The 20,123-nt window shown below is 62.0% G+C and carries 17 protein-coding genes; 6 read left to right on the top strand and 11 right to left on the bottom strand.

Features of this window, described 5'->3' with window-relative positions; genetic code table 11:
• Nucleotides 1-4: 4 nt before the first annotated feature.
• The 8 genes from HMPREF3173_RS10945 to HMPREF3173_RS10910 form a co-directional block, all read right to left on the bottom strand.
• A complete protein-coding gene (locus HMPREF3173_RS10945) occupies nucleotides 5-739 on the bottom strand; it encodes a pilus assembly protein (RefSeq protein ID WP_043206632.1) in 735 nt (244 codons plus the stop codon).
• A gap of 62 nt (nucleotides 740-801) precedes the next feature.
• Nucleotides 802-3,303 (bottom strand): TcfC E-set like domain-containing protein, encoded by a 2,502-nt coding sequence (locus tag HMPREF3173_RS10940; protein ID WP_070573055.1) that lies wholly within the window; start codon nucleotides 3,301-3,303, stop codon nucleotides 802-804.
• 99 nt (nucleotides 3,304-3,402) lie between these two features.
• Nucleotides 3,403-3,885: a CS1 type fimbrial major subunit gene (locus tag HMPREF3173_RS10935; RefSeq protein ID WP_043206633.1), complete on the bottom strand. Its 483-nt coding sequence runs from the start codon at nucleotides 3,883-3,885 to the stop codon at nucleotides 3,403-3,405.
• A gap of 131 nt (nucleotides 3,886-4,016) precedes the next feature.
• Complete coding sequence (locus HMPREF3173_RS10930; protein WP_256544387.1) at nucleotides 4,017-7,205, bottom strand: transporter substrate-binding domain-containing protein; 3,189 nt, start codon at nucleotides 7,203-7,205, stop codon at nucleotides 4,017-4,019.
• 11 nt (nucleotides 7,206-7,216) lie between these two features.
• Complete coding sequence (locus HMPREF3173_RS10925; protein ID WP_070573051.1) at nucleotides 7,217-7,840, bottom strand: response regulator transcription factor; 624 nt, start codon at nucleotides 7,838-7,840, stop codon at nucleotides 7,217-7,219.
• Between the two features lie 393 nt (nucleotides 7,841-8,233).
• Nucleotides 8,234-9,898 carry a cation acetate symporter gene (locus HMPREF3173_RS10920; protein WP_043206636.1) on the bottom strand — a complete coding sequence of 555 codons (1,665 nt, stop codon included), beginning with the start codon at nucleotides 9,896-9,898 and terminating at the stop codon, nucleotides 8,234-8,236.
• Nucleotides 9,895-10,206: a DUF485 domain-containing protein gene (locus HMPREF3173_RS10915; RefSeq protein ID WP_043206637.1), complete on the bottom strand. Its 312-nt coding sequence runs from the start codon at nucleotides 10,204-10,206 to the stop codon at nucleotides 9,895-9,897. Before HMPREF3173_RS10915 ends, HMPREF3173_RS10920 begins: the two co-directional genes overlap by 4 nt.
• A gap of 212 nt (nucleotides 10,207-10,418) precedes the next feature.
• A complete protein-coding gene (locus HMPREF3173_RS10910; protein ID WP_070573050.1) occupies nucleotides 10,419-11,279 on the bottom strand; it encodes a glycine betaine ABC transporter substrate-binding protein in 861 nt (286 codons plus the stop codon).
• Nucleotides 11,280-11,496: 217 nt separating this feature from the next.
• Here HMPREF3173_RS10910 and HMPREF3173_RS10905 point away from each other — a divergent pair, with 217 nt between their 5' ends.
• Complete coding sequence (locus HMPREF3173_RS10905) at nucleotides 11,497-13,059, top strand: glycoside hydrolase family 17 protein (protein WP_070573048.1); 1,563 nt, start codon at nucleotides 11,497-11,499, stop codon at nucleotides 13,057-13,059.
• A gap of 74 nt (nucleotides 13,060-13,133) precedes the next feature.
• Here the strand turns inward: HMPREF3173_RS10905 and HMPREF3173_RS10900 are convergent, their stop codons facing one another.
• On the bottom strand, nucleotides 13,134-13,499 hold the full coding sequence (locus HMPREF3173_RS10900; RefSeq protein ID WP_070573046.1) for a hypothetical protein: 366 nt from the start codon (nucleotides 13,497-13,499) through the stop codon (nucleotides 13,134-13,136).
• Between the two features lie 224 nt (nucleotides 13,500-13,723).
• On the opposite strand from HMPREF3173_RS10900, the gene HMPREF3173_RS10895 reads away from it, so the two are divergent.
• Both HMPREF3173_RS10895 and HMPREF3173_RS10890 read left to right on the top strand, forming a co-directional pair.
• Nucleotides 13,724-15,022: an alpha/beta fold hydrolase family protein gene (locus HMPREF3173_RS10895; RefSeq protein ID WP_070573044.1), complete on the top strand. Its 1,299-nt coding sequence runs from the start codon at nucleotides 13,724-13,726 to the stop codon at nucleotides 15,020-15,022.
• A 73-nt stretch (nucleotides 15,023-15,095) separates the two neighbouring features.
• Entirely contained in the window at nucleotides 15,096-15,830 is a 735-nt protein-coding gene (locus HMPREF3173_RS10890) for an MlaA family lipoprotein (protein ID WP_371906668.1), read from the top strand.
• Between the two features lie 70 nt (nucleotides 15,831-15,900).
• On the opposite strand, the gene HMPREF3173_RS10885 is transcribed toward HMPREF3173_RS10890, so the two are convergent.
• Both HMPREF3173_RS10885 and HMPREF3173_RS10880 read right to left on the bottom strand, forming a co-directional pair.
• Nucleotides 15,901-17,058, bottom strand: a complete 1,158-nt coding sequence (locus HMPREF3173_RS10885; RefSeq protein ID WP_070573040.1) for a patatin-like phospholipase family protein — start codon at nucleotides 17,056-17,058, stop codon at nucleotides 15,901-15,903.
• 15 nt (nucleotides 17,059-17,073) lie between these two features.
• On the bottom strand, nucleotides 17,074-18,009 hold the full coding sequence (locus tag HMPREF3173_RS10880) for a lipid A biosynthesis lauroyl acyltransferase (protein ID WP_070573038.1): 936 nt from the start codon (nucleotides 18,007-18,009) through the stop codon (nucleotides 17,074-17,076).
• Nucleotides 18,010-18,119: 110 nt separating this feature from the next.
• Here HMPREF3173_RS10880 and minC point away from each other — a divergent pair, with 110 nt between their 5' ends.
• The 3 genes from minC to minE all read left to right on the top strand — a co-directional run bounded on the left by minC (nucleotide 18,120) and on the right by minE (nucleotide 20,048).
• Nucleotides 18,120-18,881, top strand: a complete 762-nt coding sequence (gene minC, locus HMPREF3173_RS10875; protein WP_043206647.1) for a septum site-determining protein MinC — start codon at nucleotides 18,120-18,122, stop codon at nucleotides 18,879-18,881.
• Between the two features lie 96 nt (nucleotides 18,882-18,977).
• Nucleotides 18,978-19,790: a septum site-determining protein MinD gene (minD, locus tag HMPREF3173_RS10870; protein ID WP_043206649.1), complete on the top strand. Its 813-nt coding sequence runs from the start codon at nucleotides 18,978-18,980 to the stop codon at nucleotides 19,788-19,790.
• Between the two features lie 3 nt (nucleotides 19,791-19,793).
• Complete coding sequence (gene minE, locus HMPREF3173_RS10865) at nucleotides 19,794-20,048, top strand: cell division topological specificity factor MinE (protein WP_043206650.1); 255 nt, start codon at nucleotides 19,794-19,796, stop codon at nucleotides 20,046-20,048.
• The last annotated feature ends 75 nt before the right edge of the window (nucleotides 20,049-20,123 follow it).

Genomic DNA, 20,123 nt, shown 5'->3' with positions numbered 1-20,123 from the left:
CGTTTCAGTCTTTGAACGCCAGTTCCTGGCGCTGCCCTCCTTCGAGCAACTCGAAGCGATACTCACGCCCTGGCTGCTCGGGGAACTTGCGCGTCACACCGGGCAAGAGGTGATGCTTGGTGCCTGCAACGCATTCGGTGCCGTTTCGAACGCAATGTCGGAAGTTGTCCAGCACCACCGTACTGTTGCCCTGGTTGGCCACCACGAAGTCCGCGCCCTCACGATGCATGGGCGTGCGAAAGTGCGCGCCTTGAGGGCGAACGAACAGCAAAGTGCCATAGCCTGCCAGCAATTGAACGCCGGCCTTGAGGGTATCGCTGTACTGTTTGGCCTCTTCCTCGCTGATGGCGAAGCCATCGTTCTTTTCCGGCAGCACAGGCACGAAGCGCAGGCGGAAGTAGCGCTCCTTGTCGCGCTCACCGCGATACAGCAGGCGCACGGCCTGCATGCCGCGCGCCGGCACGATCAGTCGTGCGGGGCTGGCGATCACGCCGCGCTGCTCCAGAGGCAATTGCTCCAGGTCCACTTCCTTTGGCACCCCGTCTGCCCCGTAGACCAGCTCGGCGACACTGACCTTTACGAAGGCCGTGGCGTCCCCGCCGTTGTAGATACGTTTGAGCAGGGTGCTCTTGCCGTCGTCCAGGTAGTCGTAAAGACCGCCGACGTTGAGCTCGGGGCCTGCCTTGGCCACCAGTGGTACCAACAACAGCGCCAGACACAGCGATTTGAACCCGTGCATTTTCAACCTCCGATTTGCTAAGCACATCCTTGGCCTGCGGCCTCGATACCGCAGGCCGCATCTCATGAATCACCTGTGGGTGCGTTGCCGCGATCGGCCAGACTGCTGGTGCGGCACACTTGGTCGCCCGCCAGCAGCACATCCCCTTCACGCTTCAAGCTGCTCACCGGCAAGCTGAGCAGGCAGCTCACCGCACCGGCCTGGCGAATTTCCAAAGTCGGCGTGGAATGGCTCATTTCCACCGAGAAGAACCCATCGACTTCGCTGACACCGCGGCTGGCATGGTTGATGACATGCGCGCCACGCATGGGTTGGCCTTTCTCGTCGAGCAGCCTGCCAAGCACCGTGACCGTTCGCATCACATGCAACTGGCGGTACTCCACGCCCCCCCGGTTGAGGTGATAGTCCAGGCTCGACGGCTGAATGACAGCAGCCGGAGCATCGTCCCCGTCGAAATCGAACTGCACATGACCTGACTTGAACGCCGTGACCGGGATGATGTTGCGACCTGGACGCAAATTGGCGCTGCTGCCCTGCTGGTCATCGGCGCGCAGTTTCAGGCCATCGACATCGGAGTCCACATCCACGATCAGACCCGCCTCGTGTGTCAGATACTGGCCGCTCATGGCCATCTTGCCGCCACCGAAGGCCGTGATGCTCTGCAGATTCAGGCCGGCGCTGAGCTTGTTGTTGAGGGTCGAGGTTTGCGCATAAGCATCCCCGTACAAGCTGTCGCTTTGCAGTTGGGCATTGCCGCCGAAACCGCTGCCGTAGCGGTCGACCGTCGTGCTGATGCCCAGGCTTTGCACAGGGCCTGCGTCCACATCCTGCTGATAGGAGACCGACGCGTGCTGGTCGCTGCGTCCATCACGGGAAGTGCGGCTGCCCAGGCTGGCAGCGATACGCTTGCCTGGCCCGCCCAGGTTCATGCTCAGCGTCAGGTTGACGCCACGGCTGCGCGCATCGCCGCTGCTGGCGGTACCGGGGCGGTCGAACACCGAAAGACGCCAGTTGGTCTCCGAGCCCAACATCTTCCCGAAGAACGCCCAGCCCAAGTCGATGCCTGTACCACTGGCCGAACCTGAGCTGTGGGACAGACGCAAGGTGGCACTGCTGCGCTGGGTGACCCGGTGGCTGAGCGACAGGCTCGACTGACTGCGTTGCTCCTGCCGGGACGCCTCGCCTCGATGGGTGCGGCCGGTCTCGACCCACGACTGACTGTGACTGAGGACCATAGAGCCTTGGGCGTAGGACTGGATGAGCTGCATGTCGTAGCCCGTGCCGCGATCCTCGGTGTAATTGACGTTGCCATAGAGTTTCAGCCGTTCCAGGACATCCCAGTCCAGCGAGGTGCCGTACTGCAGCGCCTCGTCCACTCGCTGAGCGGACAGGCCAAGCACCGCACGCGGATGCAGCAGGTAATTGCTCATGACGCCGGCGCCGAAGCTGTCCTGACGTTCATAGCCCCAGTTGTTCAACAGGCTGGTTTGCTGCCCCAGGTAGGCGTTGTAGCGCCAGCGGCTTTCCGGGTTGCGCCAATTGGAAGGCTTGTAGATGAACGCCTCGGTACGCGAGGTCTCCTGACCGTCTTCGAGCAGGCGCACTTCCACCTCGTAGATGCCACCAGGCAAAACGCGGGTATCGAGGGTTTGCAGACCCGGCTGTACCGGCTGGCTGTTGATCAGCACGCCGTTGCGGTAGATCTCGACGATCCCCTGGCGATTGGGCGTGACATAGATCGGCGTGGAGCTGGGCTGGCCGTTGTCGATCAGCAGACTGTCACTGCTGCCGAACATCAACCCGAGCGTGGTATCGGGCGCGTCACCCAGTAACGTGGGCTGACGCGTCAGGCCCTGGGCACCCGGGGTGAAGTAACCCAGGCGAAAGAAATTCTGTTCGAGCAGACGCTCGGCATAGAGCTGGTCCATGCGATAGCGTGTGCCCGCCTGGCTTTGGCTGACACGGTCGGCCTGGGCATCGGCGACCGCGGTCCAGTTGCCCAGACTGCCTTGGCTCTGGAACGCGACGCGGCCGGTGGTGTCGTCACCATCATGGACAAGGTTGAGCTGGTTACGCACCAGCAAGCCCATGCTGCCGCCTTCGGGCATCTTGTGATAGCGCAACTGTTGCGCATTGTTTTCGGCATTGGCCGTGACCAGCGAGAGCTGGGAGTTGGCCAGGCTGTAATGGATGGCCTGCAACCCATCGGGGCAGTTGCGGGTGCAGTCTCCGAGCAGGCGCCCGGCCTGCAGACGCTCCTGCCATTGACGCCGGACCACAGGCGACTCCCGGCTTTCCTGGGTATCGGTGAACTCGAGCAGTTGCACGCGTTCGTCGCGGGTCAGGATCACCATGGCGTCGCCCAGATAGCGCCCGTCGAGCTCGACGCGAACCGCCAGCGGCACGTCGAAAAAATGCGCCTCGAACTCGCGCGGCAACCCATCGAACTGGCGAACCACCGAAGGTGGGACCTGAGATTCGGCCCAGGTCTGCAAGGGCATCAGGCAGGTGCTACAGACCAGCCAACCGCGCAGACAACGGTGAAGTGCAATGAAGTGGAACATGACTCTTTCCGCAGGCAAAGCCTACCCCCTGCCGCTCGAAGAACATCGAGCAGCGGAGGGAGGCAATGAAGAGGGAGTGCGGTGTGCCGCAGAGAGGGATCAGGCGCCGCCTGGAGCTTCGCTTTCGAACATCATGTTGACCATGCCTTGATAGGAGCCAGCCTTGTAACCACCGGCTGGTTTCACCGCGCTGACCACGAAATCCATGGTGGTGCCGGCAGCGGCCTGCTCCTTGGTCAACAGCGGAACAGGCGTAAGGCCCAGCGCCTTGCCAGCCAGGGTGACATTCAGGCCGAATTTGTCGATACCGCTGACGACCTCTGGCTGGTTGAGCAGGAAGGCAGTCACTGGACCGATGGTGCTCTTGGCCTGGAACTGACGACGAATTTCGCTGAAGTCCTCACGCTGCGGGTTCCAGGTAAGCGCTTGCGGATCGTCCATCCAGTTGCCGACTGGCTCGACATAGAACTTCTCGGTCGGTACCTGGGCAACGACCTGGACCTGCTTCTCGATCGTCTCGGCGGCTGTCACCGAACCTGCCGCCAGCGCCAGAAAAGGGATAGCCAGAAAACGCGCTTTCATTCCATTCATCTCCTTGAAAAATCTCAAATGTCATCTCGGCAATTCGCCGCTGACGGAGTGAATTATCGGCATGCGCTGTACGTGTATATGCAGGACCGCTCCGAGCGTACTGTGGAAATTTCAGACGGCACTCAGCCTGGAAAACCGTGGGTTGGCATCCTTGCCAATTGATGCTCCAGCTGCATCATCATTCGGCGTAGCGCCTGGACATCGCTGCGCAGGCGCTCGACATCCAGCGGTTGCGCGGTACAACTGCGCTCGAGCTGTTCGCAGCGGTCGTACAGTCGATCAGCCCGGGCGATTCTCGCCCCACCCTTCACGCGATGGGCCAGCTCCGCCAATGCCGACGCATCGTTGCCCACAGCCTCCAGGCGCTGCAGGTCTTCTCGGTTACTGCTGCGCAGGTCACCCAGCAAGGCCTTGAGCGCAGCCTGGTCCCGGTTGACTAGACGTTGCAGGTGTTCGAGGTCGAGCATGGGCTGCTCTGCGTTTTGCTGGCGCATGCCATCGGCCAGTGCCCGTTGCAGGCTATCCAGGCCGAGGGGCTTGAACAGGCAATCATCCATGCCCACGGCACGACACCGCCGGCGCTCGCGCGTCATGGCGCTGGCCGTCAGGCCGATCAAGCGACAGCGCGACCTGCCGCTGCGACGCTCGTGTTCGCGAATGGCTCGGGCCAAGGCATAGCCGTTGAGCTGCGGCATGTTGCAGTCGCTGATCACCACATCGAAGTGCTCCTTGAGCCACAGACGCAGTGCTTGCGAGCCATCCTCGGCCACCCGGGCATGGTGACCGAGAAAGTCCAGTTGCTGGGCCAACAGCAGGCGATTGGCCGGATAATCATCGACCACCAGTACCCGCAAGCGCAGTTCCCCCGCCAGGTCCGGAGGCGCATTGGCGGGCAGGGCCTGCTCACGCTCAGGTGCCAGCGCCAGGTCAAGGTTCAGTTCCACACGCGTTCCCTGCCCCAGGACGCTATGCAACTTGAGGTCGCCGCCCATCATCTGGCAGAGGCTGCGGCTGATACCCAGGCCAAGGCCGGCGCTACAGCGGGCCGATTGACGCTGATTGCTGGCCTGGCGGAAAGGCTGGCCGAGCGCATCCAGCTCTGCTGCATCGATGCCGATACCGGTGTCCTCGACATGCAACTCGACCAGCAGCCTCGTTTCATCCTGCAAGGCCCGCACCCACACCCGCACATGGCCTTGGGGCGTGAACTTGACCGCATTGCTCAACAGATTCGCCAGCACTTGCTTGAACCGCAGCGGATCGAGCATCACCTGCGTATCGACCGGACCTTGCGTGTCCAAGAGCAACTCCAGCCCTTTACCCTTGGCCTGTTGGGCAAAAAGCTGCACGACCCGGGCAACCTGCTCATCCAATCGAACCCGCTCAAGCACCAGCTGCAGGTGCCCGGACTCGATACGCGTGATATCGAGTATGTCGCCGATCAGCTCCAGCAGGCCGCGTGCCGCATCGCTGGCAACCTCGATGGCCAGCCGATCGAGTACCCCTTGGGCCGCCTTGCGCTGGGCCAGTTCGAGCATGCCCTGCACCGCATGCAAGGGCGTGCGGATTTCATGGCTCATGGTGGCCAGGAAATGGGTCTTGGCCTGGTTGGCTTGCTCGGCGTCCTGCTTGGCACCCCGTAGTTGCAGGTGCAGGCGCCGCAGATAACGCACCCACAGCAATGCCATGGCCAGCAATACGACGATCACGGCAAAGCCTGCCATCACCTTGGCCCGGTAACGAGGCCAGTTGCCGTCGGCGACGATCATGGGGTTGCGCCAGCGGCGCACCAGCGCGTCGATTTCCTGTGGTGCCAGGCTGAACATGGCCTTATTGATGATGCCTTGCAGCTCTGTCGCGCCGCGAAGGCTCGCCAAGGCGAAATGCACAGGCGGCAGTGCCAGGCTGGCGCCGATCTTCAAGCGTCCCGGGTACCAGCGGATGATCAGCGGCCGGGCGTCGTCGAGTGACAGCACGGCAGCGGCGGCCTTGCCTTTGGCCACGGCGTGCAGCGCGTCCAAAGGGGTTGCGACGTTCAACTGACGAAGCTTTGGATGGTGCTGTCGCAGTTCGTCCTGCACAGCGCTGCCCTGGACCAGCGCCAACCGCTGCCCCTGCAACTGCGCAAGCGCTGTCGGCGCCTGCGGTTCATCGCGCGTCACCAATACCCGCGGTGCACTCAGGTAGGCACGACTGAAGCTCAAATATCGGCGCCGTCCGGGGCTATCGGGCAAGCCGGCGATCAACTGCGCCTGCCCCTGGCGCAGTTGATCGATCATTCGCTCGATGGTACCGCCAGGCCGAACATCGAACTGCAAACCGGTACGACGCTCGATCAACTGCAGGATGTCCAGGCTCATGCCTCGCCAGTTGCCGTTGGCGTCGTGATAGCTCAACGGCACCAGATGCTCATCGGCCAATACCGTCACGCGCGGGTTGTCGCGCAGCCAGAGTTGCTCGGCGACACTCAATTGCAGAGGCTCGGGATGGTGACTGTCGATCAACGTGGGCCGCCAGCGCTTGCTCACCTCAAGGCGCTGAGACACCGAGAGGCTGTCCAGAGCGATATCGATCAGATCCGCCAACGGACTGGCGCCCTCGGCCATGGCAAAGCCGAGCATCTGCTCAGGCAGACTGGCACGCCCAACCTCCTCGAAGCCACCAGACTCATTGCGCCCCAGCACATAGCGCACACCCAGCGCGCTGCCCAGGTAAAGGTCCGCCTGGCCAAGCGACAGCGCGGCCAAGGCGCTCGCCGGCGAAGGAAAGGTTTGCAGTTGGGCCTGGGGAAAGGCCGCCTCCACCTGATCCGGTGCACGGTAGCCGTCGACCATTGCCAGCCGCACAGCCTGCCTGGTGTCCAGGAGCGCACGCATGCTCGGCGCCAACAAGGTGGGCGCATCGCTGACATAGGGGCGGGACAGCCGCAAGCCCTGGGCCTTGGCCTGTTCCAGTGTCATCGAGCCAAGCAGGTCGATATCCCCCTCGCGCAAGCCTTTGATTGCACCGCCCAAGGACGTGTACACCTTGACCTTCACCTGTAGCCGCAACTGTGCAGCCAACAGGCTGGCGTAGTCGGCGGTGATACCTTCGAAAGACAAGCCTGTGCCCAGAATTTCGAACGGCGGGTTCTCTCGATCGATCACCCCAAGGCGCAAGGTGCGGCGCTCCCACAACCAACGAAGCTGTCGATTGTCCAGGTCCGGCCGCGCACCTTCGGAAAAGGGATGCGTGTTGAGTTGTGGAGCACCATGGGCGACAGAGACGGCGATGCAATACAGCAACGCCGTCAGTAAAAGACGTAAGGGCACGGAGAAATGTTCTAGATGAGCTGATTGCGGCGAGCGAGGTCGGCCAGCTCGATCAACGAGCTCACCCTGAGTTTTTCCAGCAAACGTGTCTTGTAGGTACTGACCGTTTTGTTGCTGATCAGCATCAATTCACCAATGACCTTGTTGCTCATGCCACGCGCCAGGTATTGGAAAATGATCACTTCACGGTCGCTGAGCGCAGCGATGCGTTGAGCTTCGGTGGTGATCATGTCCTTATGGTTGACGGAGCTGTACGACACATCCGGGAAATAACTGTACCCAGAGCGCAAGGCCAGCACGGCCTTGCTCAGCTCATCGAGATTGTCGCTCTTGGACAAAAATCCCGACGCCCCTGCCCGCATGCATCGCAAGGAAAAATAGTCGGCCAGGTGCGAAGTCAGCACCAAGACCTTCGGTGGCTGAGGCATGTCCCGAATCCGGAGCAGAACCTGCAGGCCGTCCATGTCGGGCAGCACAAGATCCAGCACCACCAGATCCGGCACATGCTCGCGCACCAGGCGCACGGCATCGACGCCGTTGTCTGCCTGGCCGACCACCTCGAGCCTGTCCTGGCGAAGCTGCATGCTCACACTGGAACGGATGAAGGGGTGGTCGTCCACGATCACAACTTTCATGGAGTGTCATCCTTTACAAATCAGCAGTTGGCCTTTGCAGAAGTCCGATAGTGGCCAATTGACTATCACTGGATCTATTGTTCGCTGATTGACGCATATGAATAGTCGGACACCTCCCAAACGTAATAGGAAACATCCGCCTGGCGTGTCAGACGAAACCTACATCCAGGCATCAGTCATGCAACGGGCTTCAACGTGTAAAAGCGCCCCATGAGGTCGTCAATCGGCCTTGCCGGAAGTACGGGGTCGAAGCGGGAAGTGTGGGCAATCTGGCTTACCTTTTTAACGAGACTGGTCCCAATGAAACTGCGAAACGTCCTATGGGATTGCGAAATTTCTCATAGCCAATAAAAACGCCCCGACTGGCGGGGCGTCATTGGCAGAAGCAAGACCTTAGTGGGAAACCGCGCCACTGGCCCCCAGACCGGTCTGCGAACGGACGAACTGCGGGAAGAACAGCGCGCGCTCGTCTTCGGCAGCCTTGGACTTGTCGGTCACCGAGAAGAACCAGATACCGGCAAAGGCGATGAGCATGGAGAACAGCGCCGGGTACTCGTACGGGTAGATGGCTTTTTCATGGCCGAGGATTTGCACCCAGATGGTTGGGCCAAGGATCATCAGGCCGACCGCGCTGACCAGGCCCATCCAGCCACCGATCATGGCGCCGCGGGTGGTCAGCTTCTTCCAGTACATCGAGAGCAGCAACACAGGGAAGTTGCAGCTGGCGGCGATGGAGAAGGCCAGGCCCACCATGAAGGCGATGTTCTGGTTCTCGAACAGGATGCCCAGGCCGATCGCCAGCACGCCCAGGGCGATGGTGGTGATCTTCGACACACGGATCTCGTCCTTGTCGTTGGCCTTGCCCTTGCGCCATACGCTGGCGTACAGGTCATGGGACACCGCCGAGGCGCCGGCCAAGGTCAGACCCGCCACTACCGCCAGGATGGTGGCGAAGGCCACTGCGGAGATGAAGCCCAGGAACACGCTGCCGCCCACGGCATTGGCCAGGTGCACCGCCGCCATGTTGTTGCCGCCGATCAGGGCGCCAGCGGCGTCCTTGAAGTCCGGGTTGGTGCTCACCAGCAGGATCGCGCCGAAGCCGATGATGAAGGTCAGGATGTAGAAGTAACCGATGAAACCGGTGGCGTAGAGCACGCTCTTGCGCGCTTCCTTGGCGTCGCTGACGGTGAAGAAGCGCATCAGGATGTGCGGCAGGCCGGCGGTGCCGAACATCAGCGCCAGACCCAGAGAGAACGCCGAGATCGGGTCCTTGACCAGGCCGCCCGGGCTCATGATCGCCTCGCCCTTGGCGTGGACCTTGATCGCCTCGGAGAACAGGGTATTGAAGTCAAAGCCTACGTGCTTCATCACCATCAGCGCCATGAAGCTCGCGCCGGAGAGTAGCAGCACGGCCTTGATGATCTGTACCCAGGTAGTGGCCAGCATGCCGCCGAACAGCACATACAGGCACATCAGGATACCCACCAGAATCACCGCGACGTGGTAGTCCAGGCCAAACAGCAGTTGGATCAGCTTACCGGCACCGACCATCTGGGCGATCAGGTAGAACGCCACGACCACCAGAGAACCGGAAGCCGACAGCGTGCGGATTTCCTTCTGCCCGAGGCGATAGGAAGCCACGTCGGCGAAGGTGTACTTGCCCAGGTTGCGCAGACGCTCGGCAATCAGGAACAGGATGATCGGCCAGCCGACCAAAAAGCCGATCGAATAGATCAGGCCGTCATAGCCGGAGGTGAACACCAGCGCGGAAATCCCTAGGAAGGAAGCGGCCGACATGTAGTCACCGGCAATCGCCAGGCCGTTCTGGAAGCCCGTGATACGACCGCCCGCGGCATAGTAGTCCGAGGCCGACTTGTTGCGCTTGGAGGCCCAATAGGTAATACCCAGGGTAAAGGCGACGAAAGCGACGAACATGGCGATCGCCGAGACGTTGAGCGGCTGCTTGTGCACCTCGCCGGTCAGGGCATCGGCGGCCCACACGGCGGGTGCGAAAGCGCCGCAGGCCAGTACGGCCAGGGCTTTGGCTTGGCGGATCATTGTTGCGCCTCCTTGAGGATCTCTTTGTTCAGCTCATCGAATTCGCCATTGGCGCGACGCACGTAGATAGCGGTCAGGACAAATGCCGCAACGATCAGGCCGACGCCCAAGGGAATGCCCCAGGTGATCGACGAGTCAGGGCTGAGCTTGGAGCCCAGGATTTGCGGGCCATAGGCGATGAGGAGGATGAAGCCGCAGTAGAGACCGAGCATGATCGCCGAAAGAATCCAGGCGAAACGCTCGCGCTTGGTGACCAGTTCCTTGAAGCGCGGACTGTTCTGTATCGATTGGTAGATGCTGTCGTTCATTGTTTTTGTCCTAGCAGCAACGCAAATAAGGGAGAACCCGCCCTTACTTTATTCTGCCGATGGACACCAACCAGACGACCTTAGTCTTAGATGCAACGGTGTTTTACAGATTGCGTAACAAATTCGCGGGTAAACCCGCTCATACAGGCCTGTGCAATACCTGCAGGAGCGGGTTTACCCGCGAAAACAGCAGAGTCGACTACAGAGGCTGATTACTTGCCGGTCCACTCCTTCACGCGCTCTGGGTGCTTGGCAACCCAATCCTTGGCCGCGGCATCGGGCTTGGCACCTTCCTGGATGGCCAGCATGACCTCGCCGATCTCATCCTTGGACTGCCAGTGGAAGTTCTTCAGGAACTCGGCCACTTCTGGCGCCTTGGTCGCCAGTTCCTTGCTGCCGATGCTGTTGACGGTTTCGGCGGCGCCGTACACACCTTTCGGATCTTCAAGGAATTTGAGTTTCCACTTGGCGAACATCCAGTGCGGCACCCAGCCGGTCACGGCGATGGACTGCTGCTTGGCGTAGGCGCGGCCCAGTTCGGCAGTCATCGCCGCGCCGGAGCTGGCTTGCAGTTTGTAACCGTCCAGGGCGTAGTCCTTGATGGCCTGGTCGGTCTTGAGCATCACGCCGGAACCGGCGTCGATGCCAACGATCTTGTGCTTGAAGCTCTCATCGGTCTTGAGGTCGGCAATGCTGGCAGCCTTGACGTACTCCGGCACGATCAGGCCGATCTTGGCATCCCTGAAGTTGGGGCCGTAGTCGACCACCTTGTCCTTGTTCTTGCCCCAGTATTCCCCGTGGGTGACCGGCAGCCAGGCCGACAGCATGGCGTCGAGCTTACCGGTGGCTACGCCCTGCCACATGATGCCGGTGGCGACGGGCTTGAGGTCCACGTCATAACCGAGTTTCTGCTTGATCACTTCGGCGGCCACATAGGTGGTTGCCACACTGTCGGACCAACCATCCACGTAACCTATGCTTACTTCTTTGGCCATTGCCTGTGCAGCGCTCATGGACAAAACCAGGGCTGTCCCCACACCCAGGACACGTCGCATTCTTGTAAACGTAGCCATCAAAGCATCCCCTCGTCAGGTCTCGGAAGTTGCATCATCATCCTCACACCATAGCCGACCTGCTCTGAGCACGACCTTTACCGACCGATAAACGACAGCAAATCGCCATCAATCACTGAGCCATCATGCGCCCTGCGTGATCCTTGCATGGTGAATACTTGATCTAGAGCGTTTGCGGCTATCATCTAGCCCTTTGCACCTGACGACGGACCGCCCGATGCCCAGCAGCACACGCCTTCTGCCCCTCTACCTGATCGCCTGCTTGTTCGCCCTGATCGGGCTCGGGTCGCTCTGGTACGGGCTTGGCAAGCCTGTGCACCTGCCCGATGCGGCCAGCCCTACGCACAAATTGCAGTGCGCCTCCTATACGCCGTTCGACAAGGACCAGTCGCCGTTCGACCAACCCTTCCGCTTGCGTCCGGCCCGCATGGACGCGGACCTTGCGCTGCTGGCCGAGCGATTTGAGTGCATCCGCACCTACTCGATGACCGGTCTCGAGGCGATTCCGGGCCTGGCGCGCAAACATGGGCTAAAGGTGATGCTTGGCGCCTGGGTCAATGCCAACCCGGTGGACACCGATAAGGAGGTCGACGCGCTGATTGCCTCGGCCAACGCCAATCCGGATGTGGTCAGCGCCGTAATCGTTGGTAACGAGGCGTTACTGCGCAAGGAAGTGACCGGCGACCGCCTGGCTGGCTTGATCGCCCGGGTCAAAAGCCAGGTGAAGGTACCGGTGACCTATGCCGACGTCTGGGAATTCTGGCTGCAGCATCCGCAGATAGCACCGGAGGTGGATTTTCTCACCATCCACCTGCTGCCCTACTGGGAGGACGACCCCCGCGGCATCGACGATGCCTTGGCCCATGTGGCCGATGTGCGCCGACAGTTCGGCGCACGCTTTGCCCCCAAGGACATTCTCATCGGCGAGACCGGCTGGCCCAGCGAAGGGCGCCAGCGTGAAACCGCCACACCAAGCCGAGCCAACGAAGCACGCTTCATCCGTGGTTTCGTTGCATTGGCCGAAGCCAACGGTTGGCGCTACAACCTGATCGAAGCCTTTGACCAGCCCTGGAAGCGCGCCAGCGAGGGAGCAGTTGGCGGTTACTGGGGGCTGTACGACGCCGACCGTCAGGATAAGGGCGTGCTCGAAGGACCGGTGAGCAACCTGCCGTACTGGACGCAGTGGTGGCTGGCAGGTGTGCTGCTGTGTGCGGCCACCTTGCTGCTGGCTGGACGACCTGGCAATCGGCACGCGGCCACGCTGCTGCCGCTGCTGGCCGCGCTGGGCGCGGCAAGCCTGGGGTTGTGGGGCGAGCTGGTGCGCACGAACGCACGCTTCACCGGCGAGTGGGTGTGGGCAGGATGGCTGGCCGGGCTCAACCTGGTAGTGCTGGCCCATGGCGCGCTGGCACTGGCCGCTCGCGGCGGCTGGCGTGAGCGTCTGTTCGCCTGGCTGGAACATCACGCCCGATGGTGGCTGCTGGCGGCGGGTTTCGCGGCGGCGGTGAGCATGCTGGCGATGGTGTTCGACCCGCGTTATCGCAGCTTCCCAACGGCGGCACTGGTGCTGCCGGCAGTGGTCTACCTGGCGCGCCCCGTGGCGGCACCCAGGGCTGAGATCGCGTTGCTGGCGCTCATTGTAGGGGCCGGGATCGCACCGCAGTTGTTCATCGAAGGGGCGAACAATGTCCAGGCGTGGGGCTGGGCGGTTGTCAGCGCGGCGATGGTTGCAGCGTTGTGGCGCAGTCTGCGCAAAAACGAAGAGGTGCCTTCACGGTAAACCCGCTCCCGCAACGCCCGCGGTGCTTCGTACGGGAGCGGGTTTACCCACGAACAGGAGCTCCCGGGTGTTGGCTAGTACGCAGGCTGCCGAACCAACCGCAACCCCGCCAGCACCACCGCGAATACCGCAATGCTCGCGGTATACAACACCAAAGCCGGAATCCCGAACAACAGCCCCAGCACCGCCAGCCCCCACCCGCCCCGCCCCGGCACCCACTGCGCCAGCAGCGAAATACCCAGCGCGCCCCAGGCCAGCACCTGATGATGGATGCCCAATCCCAGCAGCGAGCGGGCCTGGCATTGCCAGTACCCCTGCGCCGCGCTGCACAGCCCGACCCAGCGGGCATCCTCCATCAGCCCATAACGTACCCCATAGCTGGCCGCCAGCCACGCCGACAGCAACAGCAGGAACAGGGCGATGGGCAACGAGCGGGCCATGGGAACTCCAACGGGTTGAAAACAAACGCCAGCATAAACGCCCGTGCCTACCTTGCAAGGCAAAATCCGCGCATGGCGGCTATGTTCCAAGAATGACCGTTTGCCGCGCCGTAGACTGTCGCGGCAACATCTGGCACGACAAAGAACACTGCGGCAGGCAACTTTGCCCTGCCTATCATGGTCCTAGGTAGCGATTTGCCTTACGTACTTTCTTGGGGGATCCCATGCTTCGACCCTTGTGCCTCGTCGCCTCGCTCTGCGGCCTGCTCCTGGCCACAGCCGCCTCGGCGCGGGATATCGACGCCGCGAGCTATGGCTATCCGCTGACCAATCCGTTCGAGGCCACCATCGCCACCACGCCGCCAGAGCAGCGCCCGACGCTGCCCAACGACGAGGACATCAGCCAATCCGACTACAGCCTCAACCTGCGACCGGAGCGAGCCTTCACGTTGCCGGACAACTTCTGGCCGGTGCGCAAGCTCAAATACCGTCTGGCCCGCCAGGATCACGAAGCACCGCTGATCTTCCTCATCGCCGGCACCGGCGCGCCCTACTCCAGCAGCATCAACGAATACCTCAAAAAGCTCTTCTACCAGGCGGGCTTCCATGTGGTGCAACTGTCCTCGCCCACCAGTTGGGACTTCATGAGCGCTGCCTCGCGCTTTGCCACGCCGGGCGTGAGCAAGGACGATGCCGAGGATCTGTATCGCGTCATGCAGGCCGTGCGTGCCCAACACCCGCGCCTGCCGGTGAGCGAGTTCTACCTCACCGGGTACAGCCTCGGAGCCCTAGACGCAGCCTTCGTCAGCCACCTGGACGAGACCCGGCGCAGCTTCAACTTCAAGCGCGTGCTGCTGCTCAACCCACCGGTCAACCTCTACACCTCGGTCAGCAATCTGGACAAGCTGGTGCAAACTCGGGTCAAAGGCATCGATCGCAGCACCACGTTCTATGAGCTGATGCTCGAAAAGCTCACCCTGTACTTCCAGCAGAAGGGCTACATCGACCTCAACGAGGCGCTGCTCTACGACTTCCAGAAGTCGCGCCAACACTTGTCCAACGAGCAGATGGCCATGCTGATCGGCACCTCGTTCCGCTTCTCGGCGGCCGACATCGCCTTTACCTCCGACCTGGTCAACCGCCGTGGTTTGATCACTCCGCCGAAATTCCCGATCACCGAAGGCAGCAGCCTCACGCCGTTCTTCAAGCGTGCGCTGCAGTGCGATTTCGAGTGCTACATCACCGAGCAGGTGATTCCGATGTGGCGAGCCCGCACCGATGGCGGCAGCGTGCTGCAACTGATCGACCAGGTGAGCCTCTACGCACTGGCCGACTACCTGCGGGACAGTCCCAAGATCGCCGTGATGCACAACGCCGACGACGTCATCCTCGGCCCTGGCGATATCGGCTTCCTGCGCAAGGTGTTCGGTGATCGCCTGACGCTCTACCCTCATGGCGGCCATTGCGGCAACCTCAACTACCGCGTCAACAGCGATGCGATGCTGGAGTTCTTCCGTGGTTAACAAATTGCTGCTCGTCACCGCCCTGCTCGTCGCCGGCAACGCCCTGGCAGCCGAGACAGCGCCCCGCACCAGCGTGGTGGAAGCCGACAAGGCCGACTCCCCGACGGTCGAGCCCGACGGCTTCCTCGACCCACTGCGCGAACTGAAATTCAACCCAGGGCTTGACCAGCGCGAGTTCGAACGCTCCACCCTGACCGCGCTGAATGTCTATGACCCGCTGGAGTCGATGAACCGGCGCGTGTATCACTTCAACTACCGCTTCGACCAGTGGGTGATGCTGCCGGTGGTCGACGGCTATCGCTACGTCACTCCACGCTTCGTACGCACCGGGGTAAGCAACTTCTTCAATAACCTGGGCGATGTGCCCAACCTGTTCAACAGTCTGTTGCAACTCAAAGCCAAGCGCTCGGCCGAGATCACCGCACGTCTGATGTTCAACACCCTCATAGGCGTAGGTGGGTTGTGGGATCCGGCGACCAAGATGGGCCTGCCGCGCCAGAGCGAAGACTTCGGCCAGACCCTTGGGTTCTATGGGGTGCCTGACGGGCCTTACATCATGCTGCCGATCCTGGGGCCGTCGAACCTGCGCGACACTGCCGGGCTGGCGGTGGATTATGTGGGTGAACGGGAGGCGAACTTCCTCAATGTTGCCGATGCCAGCAGCGATCACCCGGAAATCACTGTGCTGCGGGCAGTGGACAAGCGCTACACCACCAACTTCCGCTACGGGCAGCTGAACTCACCTTTCGAGTACGAGAAGGTGCGCTACGTATACACCCAGGCACGCAAGCTACAGATCGCCGAGTAGATCCTTCACCCCTTCGCGGGCAAACCCGCGCCCACACGTAGGAAACTTGTGGGCGCGGCCCTCGTCGGCATCAAGGCGGATTCAACCCCAGGAATTGACACAGTTCCCGCCGCTTGGCCAAAGCATCCTTACGCCCAAGCTCGATCAGTTCACTGCAATAGCTGGCCTCGAACAACAAATAGCTCAACACCCCCGCGCCACTGGTACGGGTCGCCCCCGGCCCACGCAGGAACAGACGCAGCGCCGCCGGCAGTTCGCGGCGATGGCGCGCTGCGATTTCGTCCAGCGGCTGACTGGGCGCTACCACCAACACATCGATCGGTGCCAGACCCAGGCGCCGGGCATTGAGGTGTGCCGGCAGCAGGTGGCTGAGGTGGTTCAGGCGTTGGAGAAGCTCGATGTCATCCTCGAGGCTGTCGATGAACGTGCTGTTGAGCATGTGCGCGCCGATTTGCGCAAGGCTGGGCTGCTGGCCACTGAATACCCGCTGGTTTGGCATCGGTGCCGAAGGCCGCTGCGGGTTGCCACTGACCCCTACCACCAGCACCCGGCTGGCGCCCAGGTGCAGCGCTGGGCTGATCGGCGCCGACTGGCGTACCGCACCATCGCCGAAGTACTCATCGTCGAGCTTGACCGGGGCGAACAGCAACGGAATCGCCGAGCTCGCCAACAGGTGCTCGATGGTCAGGGAAGTCGGGACGCCAATGCGCCGATGGCGCAACCAGGGCTCGATGGTGCCGCGCCCCTGATAGAACGTCACCGCCTGGCCCGACTCATAACCGAAGGCAGTGATGGCCACCGCCCTGAGCTGCTCGGCAGCCAGGGAGTGGCCGATTCCATCAAGATCCAGATGTGATTGCAGCAGGCCCCGCAAGGGGCTGCTGTCGAGCAGCGCCACCGGGACCTGACCGCCGATCCCCAACAGATTGTGGCTGACGAAGCGGCTGGCCTGGCGGATGACACCGGGCCAGTCGCTGCGCAGCACAAGGTGGCTGCGGAAGTTCTGCCAGAAGGTTGTCAGCCGCTGTACCGCCTCGGTGAAGCGCGTAGCCCCGCTGGCCAGGGTGACGGCGTTGATGGCGCCAGCCGAGGTCCCGACGATCACGGGGAACGGGTTGGCCGCGCCCGGCGGCAGCAACTCGGCGATACCAGCCAGCACCCCCACCTGGTAGGCGGCACGGGCGCCGCCGCCGGAGAGAATCAGGCCTGTGGTGGGGAGGGGCGCCATCGTTGTCACTCGCGATCAGCGCTTTTTCTTGTCATAAAGCCGCGGTTCTCCCGGCGGACGCGACTTGAAACGCCGGTGGGCCCACAGGTACTGCTCCGGACACTCCCGCAGCACACCTTCGACCCATTGGTTGATACGCAGGCAATCGGCCTCTTCGGTCTCGCCGGGGAAGTCCTCCAGTGGTGGGTGAACGACCAAACGATAGCCGCTGCCATCTTCCAGGCGCTTCTGGGTGAAAGGGATCACCCGGGCCTTGCCCAGGCGGGCGAACTTGGTGGTCGCCGTGACGGTTGCGGCCTGAATGCCGAACAACGGCACGAAGATGCTCTGCTTGGCGCCGTAGTCCTGGTCCGGCGCGTACCAGATGGCGCGGCCGCCGCGCAGCAGCTTGAGCATGCCGCGCACATCGTCGCGCTCCACCGCCAGCGAATCGAGGTTGTGGCGCTCGCGACCAAGGCGCTGGATGTAGTCGAACAGCGGGTTACCGTGCTCTCGGTACATGCCATCGATGGTATGGGCCTGGCCCAGCAGGGCGGCGCCGATCTCCAAAGTGGTGAAATGCACAGCCATCAGGATGGCACCCTGCCCCTCCCGCTGGGCGGCCTGCAGGTGCTCAAGGCCCTCGATATGGGCCAGGCGTGCCAAACGCGGCTTGGGCCACCACCAGCTCATGGCCATCTCGAAGAAGGCGATGCCGGTCGAAGCGAAGTTTTCCTTGAGCAGATGTTGCCGTTCGTCGCGCGACAGCTCCGGAAAACACAGCTCCAGATTGCGCGCGGCAATACGCCGGCGCTCACCGGCGACCCGGTACATCAGCGCGCCCAAGGCACGGCCCAAGGCCAACAGGGCACGGTATGGCAACTGGGCGACCAGCCACAGCAGGCCAAGGCCCAACCAAAGACCCCAAAATCGTGGGTGAAGAAAATACGGACGAAAACGCGGGCGTTCCATTGAAGCTTCCGGCAAGACAAAGGTGGCCATTCTACATCGGTTCGGCTGCGGTTGCGGCCAACGGGTCTTATCGTTATAAGTCAGGGCACTTTTTTCGCAACAAGCCGTCTATGCAGACCATGAGCCTCAACCCGACCTCCGATACCGCACCCGTCTTCCAGCTCAAAGGCAGCATGCTTGCCATCACTGTGCTGGAACTGGCGCGCAACGACCTCGAAGCCCTCGACCGGCAACTGGCGGCGAAAGTGGCCCAGGCCCCCAATTTCTTCAGCAATACCCCCTTGGTACTGGCCCTGGACAAGCTGCCGGCCGACTGCGGGACGATCGACCTCCCCGGCCTCATGCGCGTCTGCCGCCACCATGGCCTGCGCACCCTGGCCGTGCGGGCCAGCCGGATCGAGGACATCGCCGCGGCGATCGCCATCGATCTGCCCGTGTTGCCGCCCTCCGGTGCGCGTGAGCGGCCATTGGAACCGGAGCCCGAGGTGAAGAAACCCGAACCCGCGCCAGCTCCGCCGCCACCACCGGCTGAACCTGAAGTGCGCCCCACCCGCATCATCACGACGCCGGTACGCGGCGGCCAGCAGATCTACGCCCAGGGCGGCGACCTGATCGTCACTGCCTCGGTCAGCCCCGGCGCGGAACTTCTCGCCGATGGCAACATCCATGTGTACGGCGCCATGCGCGGTCGCGCGCTTGCTGGCATCAAGGGCAACACCCGGGCCCGTATCTTCTGCCAGCAGATGACGGCGGAGATGGTCTCCATCGCCGGTCAGTACAAGGTGTGCGAAGACCTGCGTCGCGACCCGCTGTGGGGGGCTGGCGTGCAGATCAGCCTGTCCGGCGATGTGTTGAACATCACCCGTCTTTAACGGATACTTGCCGGCATTTTTAGCGCAACTTTTTTCCCGTTGCCGTTTTTTGTATTTGCAGGGACACGCGTCCCGTTTATTTAGGGGTGAAACACCTTGGCCAAGATTCTCGTGGTTACTTCCGGCAAGGGGGGTGTGGGCAAGACCACCACCAGCGCCGCTATCGGTACCGGCCTCGCACTGCGTGGCTACAAGACTGTCATCGTCGACTTCGACGTGGGCCTGCGTAACCTCGACCTGATCATGGGCTGCGAGCGCCGCGTAGTGTATGACTTCGTCAACGTGGTCAACGGCGAAGCCAACCTGCAGCAGGCCCTGATCAAGGACAAGCGCCTGGAAAACCTGTTCGTGCTGGCTGCCAGCCAGACCCGCGACAAGGACGCCCTGACCCAGGAAGGCGTCGAGAAGGTCCTGATGGAGCTCAAGGAATCCTTCGACTTCGTTATCTGCGACTCCCCGGCCGGCATCGAGAAAGGCGCTCACTTGGCGATGTACTTCGCCGACGAAGCCATCGTGGTGACCAACCCGGAAGTTTCCTCGGTTCGTGACTCCGACCGCATGCTGGGCATCCTGTCGAGCAAGTCGCGCCGCTCCGAGAACGGCGAAGAGCCGATCAAGGAACACCTGCTGATCACCCGTTACCATCCTGAGCGCGTCGAAAAGGGCGAAATGCTCAGCATCGCCGACGTCGAAGAGATCCTGGCGATCAAGCTCAAGGGTGTGATCCCTGAATCCCAAGCCGTGCTCAAGGCCTCCAACCAAGGTATTCCAGTGATCCTGGACGACCAGAGCGATGCCGGTCAGGCATACAGCGACACTGTCGACCGCCTGCTGGGCAAAGAGAAGCCACTGCGGTTCATCGATGTGCAGAAGCAAGGATTCTTCGCGCGCCTGTTTGGAGGCAAGTAAACCATGAACCTTTTTGACTTCTTTCGTGGCAGACAGAAACAAAGCAGCGCGTCGGTAGCGAAAGAGCGTCTACAGATCATCGTGGCGCACGAGCGCGGCCAACGTAGCGAGCCGGACTACCTCCCAGCCCTGCAGAAAGAACTGCTGGAAGTGATCCGCAAGTACGTGAACATCGGCAGCGACGACGTGCATATCGAGCTTGAGAACCAGGGTAGCTGCTCGATCCTGGAGCTGAACATCACCCTGCCCGATCGCTGATCCAGCTATTTCGGGTCGCCCCTGTGGGAGCGGCTTGTCCGATGATCGTGCCAGCCCAGGCTGACGCAAGCATTG

The sequence above is a fragment of the Pseudomonas sp. HMSC08G10 genome, assembly GCF_001808425.1.
In the GTDB taxonomy this organism is placed as follows: Bacteria; Pseudomonadota; Gammaproteobacteria; order Pseudomonadales; family Pseudomonadaceae; genus Aquipseudomonas; species Aquipseudomonas guariconensis.
Note: the sequence above shows the minus strand (reverse complement) of the source record. Positions and strands in the feature narration are given on the sequence as shown.